The organism is bacterium (assembly GCA_040757115.1).
Classification (GTDB): domain Bacteria; phylum UBA9089; class CG2-30-40-21; order CG2-30-40-21; family SBAY01; genus JBFLXS01.
In genome coordinates this window covers 1-4296 of sequence record JBFLYA010000292.1, presented here as the reverse complement: position 1 = coordinate 4296, position 4296 = coordinate 1, and the positions used below count along the sequence as shown (strand labels likewise).

At 34.9% G+C, this 4296-nt stretch carries 6 protein-coding genes; 2 read left to right on the top strand and 4 right to left on the bottom strand.

Translation table 11 applies throughout. From position 1 onward, the window contains the following. Positions 1-136: 136 nt before the first annotated feature. From miaB to AB1422_17265, 4 genes are read right to left on the bottom strand one after another with little or no spacing between them, the layout of a single operon-like run. A complete protein-coding gene (gene miaB / locus AB1422_17280) occupies positions 137-1456 on the bottom strand; it encodes a tRNA (N6-isopentenyl adenosine(37)-C2)-methylthiotransferase MiaB (protein MEW6621056.1) in 1320 nt (439 codons plus the stop codon). 25 nt (positions 1457-1481) lie between these two features. Then, positions 1482-1664 (bottom strand): hypothetical protein, encoded by a 183-nt coding sequence (locus AB1422_17275; protein MEW6621055.1) that lies wholly within the window; start codon positions 1662-1664, stop codon positions 1482-1484. 26 nt (positions 1665-1690) lie between these two features. Continuing rightward, on the bottom strand, positions 1691-1969 hold the full coding sequence (locus tag AB1422_17270) for an HU family DNA-binding protein (GenBank protein MEW6621054.1): 279 nt from the start codon (positions 1967-1969) through the stop codon (positions 1691-1693). Positions 1970-1993: 24 nt separating this feature from the next. Continuing rightward, positions 1994-3028, bottom strand: a complete 1035-nt coding sequence (locus AB1422_17265; GenBank protein MEW6621053.1) for a hypothetical protein — start codon at positions 3026-3028, stop codon at positions 1994-1996. A 342-nt stretch (positions 3029-3370) separates the two neighbouring features. Here AB1422_17265 and AB1422_17260 point away from each other — a divergent pair, with 342 nt between their 5' ends. Both AB1422_17260 and AB1422_17255 read left to right on the top strand, forming a co-directional pair. Continuing rightward, positions 3371-3502: a hypothetical protein gene (locus tag AB1422_17260; GenBank protein ID MEW6621052.1), complete on the top strand. Its 132-nt coding sequence runs from the start codon at positions 3371-3373 to the stop codon at positions 3500-3502. A gap of 34 nt (positions 3503-3536) precedes the next feature. Next, positions 3537-3710 (top strand): hypothetical protein, encoded by a 174-nt coding sequence (locus tag AB1422_17255; protein ID MEW6621051.1) that lies wholly within the window; start codon positions 3537-3539, stop codon positions 3708-3710. The last annotated feature ends 586 nt before the right edge of the window (positions 3711-4296 follow it).

The following is a 4296-nucleotide window of genomic DNA, read 5'->3' as shown; positions in this document are numbered from 1 at the left end:
TTGTGGAAAACAACAAATTTCCATAAATTTCTATTAGTTTCTATTAATTTCAATTTTTTTAATAATATCTCCCTATCTCCTTAATCTCCACATCTCCTTTTGTTACACCACCTGAACGCTTACAAATCTGTGAAATCTATGAATTAATCAACTCTCCTTTAAAACTAAATGTTCCACACCTTATGAGTTTAACATTAACAAATTCACCCATTAAAGATTTACCATTGGAAGGGATGAAAACTACTTTATCTGTTTTTGTCCTTCCCATAAGAAAAGATGGGTCTTGTGGGTTTTTGCCTTCAATTAAAATCTCCGTTGTTTTTCCAACTAATTGTTGATTTTTTTGTTTTGTGATTTTGGAGGTTAATTCTATTAATTTTTCTAATCTCTTTTGTTTAATCTCTTCTGGAATTTGGTTTGGGAAGGAAGCCGATTCAGTATTTGGTCGTGGAGAATATTTAAAGGTAAATGCGGAATCAAATTTTATTTCTTCAACGGCTTTTAGTGTTTTTTCAAAATCTTCCTCTTCTTCACCAGGAAAACCAACAATTAAATCAGTCGTAAGACTCACTTCAGGAACTTTTTCTCTTAGATATTCAACAAGTTGCTGATAGAATTTCAGGGAATAACCTCGATTCATCAACTTAAGGATTTTATCTGAGCCGGATTGAATAGGGAGGTGAATATACGCACAGACATTCTTGAGTTGAGGGATGGTATTAATTAATTCATAGTTAAAATTTTTGGGGTGAGAGGTAATAAATCGTATTCTCTTTAAACTGTTTATGTTGCTAATCATTATTAATAATTCACGGAAATTAAGTTTTGTTTCTCTAAAATCAATCCCATAGTCATTTACATTTTGACCTAAGACGGTTATTTCTTGATAACCTGATTCAACCAGTTTTTTTATTTCATCTATTATTTGATATGCAGGTCTACTGCGGAGATTTCCTCTTGTATAAGGCACAACGCAATAAGTACACCGATTATTACATCCAATTGTTATTGGCACATAAGCCTTAATTTTGTTCATTCGTTTTGAGGGAAGAGTATCGTCTGGTAATGGTTGATGTTCTGTTAAGACTATTTTTTCCCCTTTATAAACTTTATCAAGTAAATCAGGCAATCTATTAAGATTATCAGGTCCAATTACCAGGTCAACAGATGGAAATTTCCTTATGAGATTATTTCCCTGTTGTTGAGCAACACAACCACACACACCTATTTTAAAATCAGGTTTTATGTCCTTAATTTTAGAGAGTCTGCCTAACAGGGAATAAACTTTATCTTCTGCATGTTGGCGCACCGCACAGGTATTAATCAGCACAACATCAGCCTCGGTCAATTCGTCACTTAAAGAATAATCCTGAAGGATTCCCGCAATTGTTTCTGAATCATACTTATTCATCTGACATCCATAAGTAATCAGATTAAGAACTTTATTCTGGCACATTAGTTTATGGACTTCTCCTTACGAGTTACATTTGAGCCAGGTATGACCCCCCACACATTGGACAGGAAGATATTTGTTCTTCTTCAAATTCGCCAAAACCATTTTCATCACGGACTTCTTGTACCCACATATAACCACATTCTTCACATCTACATGTTCGCGTCTCTTTATATTGAGTTTCACTTATATCTTTTTCATCAAAGTGCATATTTTCACATTCCTCAAACTTTCTTTTTAAGCATTTTCTACTTTTTTTCTTAGTCTTTTACCCGATTTGAAAGTAATGACTTTTCTTATTCCAATAGGAACAATTTGACCTGTTCGTGGATTTCTTCCCACTCGTGCTTTTCTTGATTTTACCTTCAGGATACCAAAATTTCTTAATTCAATTTTTTGTCCTGAACAAAGAGCTTCTTCTATGCCCTCAAACACTTTTTCTATTACTGATTTTATGATAGTTTGAGTTACATTTAGCTCATTAGCGATTTTCATTACTAATTCTTTCTTGGTCATGACCGCTTCCTCCATAAAGTTAGTTTATTTGCCTTTAATAGCTCGTTGAGCTTCCATAAGTAGAGTTCTTGCTTGTTCTTGTTCTCTGCGTTTTTCTTCAACTGCCTGTCGAGCTTCTTCTTCAGCAATTTTGCCCAGATTGGCATAAGCAATAGCTTGTTCCTGAGCTTTTTTAGACGCATCTATTTTGAGAGATGCCCATTTGAGGGCTGATTGAGCGGCTTTTGCTTGAGAAATAGATTTTTTGTGAGCTAATTCTACGGCTTCAATTGTGGCATTCGCCTCTTCTTCTGCGGCGCGGGCAGTTTGTGCCTCAGCAATAGCTTTAGCCTCATTGGCTCTAGCCATTTCTGCTGTGGCTTGTGCCTTTGATACAGATGTCGATATTTCTTCAAGGGCTAATTTAACCCGATTTTCCGTTTCTTGAACAATCACATCTTTAAGTTTAGCTTTTTCTTCACATTGTTTTGAAATCTCTATTTCGTCTTTAGCCTTAGTCGCAAATTCTATGGCTTTAGATGATTGTCCTTTCATGAGAGATTCATTAGCAATCTCAAGGAAATTTTCAGCGGTAATACGATGTATCTTAGCTTCTTGCCAGGCTAATTCTGCATCTCTTTTACTAACTTCAAGCTCGGCGCGTAATTTTGCCTCATGAACTTTTGCATCTTCAAGGGCAAGGTTAGCTTTTTCTTCTTCTGCTTTAGCCACTTTTGCACAAGCCAAAGCAATCATTTCACTTTCTTTAGCCGCATCCCGTTTCATCAATGCCTTTTTCTTTGCGGATTCTATTGTTCTGGCTAAAGCCTCTGCTTCTCTAACTGCCTCTTCGGCTACTTTAGCATCTGCTTTTGCCTCTGCCTCAGCCATAGCCGCCGCTTCTGCCTCTGCTACAGCCCTTGCCTCTGCGGCCCAGGATGCCTCAACCTTCCTCTGTAATTCCTCAATCGTTACATCTGTAATTACCGGAATATTTGAAGTTGCTGATTCTACCACAACGGGTAGCAAAAATAGCACCCCGAGTAAAATTAAGTTAATTACTGTTTGTTTCTCCTTCATCCTTTTTTCACCTCCTTTTTTTTGGGTAGAATGTTTTCGGATAAAATTAATCTTCTATGGACAAGGGACGAGAGATAATTACTTTTCTCTTTACCCCCAGTTTTGATTATAGGTTATGGATATTTTATCCCCTCACCCATAACCTGAAACCCAACACCTCATCTCTACTGGCTCCACACCTTAACTTTTTATCCGAAAGGTTTCTGGTAATTGGTAAATGGTAATTAATTACTATTCCTGTTTAGCGTGGTCAGAGAGCACAAATGAATGGTACTGACTTAGTGCGAAACCACTTCAAACACAACAAGTTGTGTAATACAAAATCAAAAATTAAATACTAAAATGCAAAATGACATATCAAATATCATATCAAAAATCAAAGAGCAAATATCAAAATTAAGGAATTCTTGTAAGCGTTCAGGTGGTGTAACAAAAGGAGATGTGGAGATTAAGGAGATAGGGAGATATTATTAAAAAAATTGAAATTAATAGAAACTAATAGAAATTTATGGAAATTTGTTGTTTTCCACAATCAATTTCTACCTATTTCTATAAATTTCAATCTATTTCTATTATCTTATCTCCATATCACTCTTATCTCCTTATCCCCTTTCTTACACTTTTGATATATAGCCTGAACGGTTACGGAATTATTTATACCTCAAATGCTGTAGCACGCTAAACATATACTCATTACCATTTACTTGCTTTTAATTTTGTAAAACCCTACCTATTTGACATCGTGATTCGTTAGAATTCCAAATCTTTAATAATTTTATCATAAACTTACTTATTTTGTCAAGTCTTTTAAATTTATTTTTTTTATCATATTTTATTAAGAATGTCAAGAAAAAAATTTTCGACCTGTGCAGTTAGAAAATTAAGGAAGATGTTCTGGGGCTTTGCCCCAAACCCCATTGGGGAAACGGAGGACGCATCCTCTTCCCCCAAACCCCCTATACATTATCTGTTCTACAGGCTTAGTTGATTATTCCTGTAAGGTTATTAAGGTTATACTGAAGAATGTTTTTTAATCATTCTCTTCTGGGGGGTAAAATCCCCGTACCTGTTTAGCGTGTTCAGAGAGCACAAATGAATGGTACTGACTTAGTGTGAAACCACTTCAAACACAACAAGTTGTGTAATAGAAAATTAAATATTAAAATGCAAAATGACATATCAAATATCATATCAAAAATCAAAGAGCAAATATCAAAATTAAGGAATTCTTTTATTCTTATTTTTGATTTTTAATATTTAATATTTGA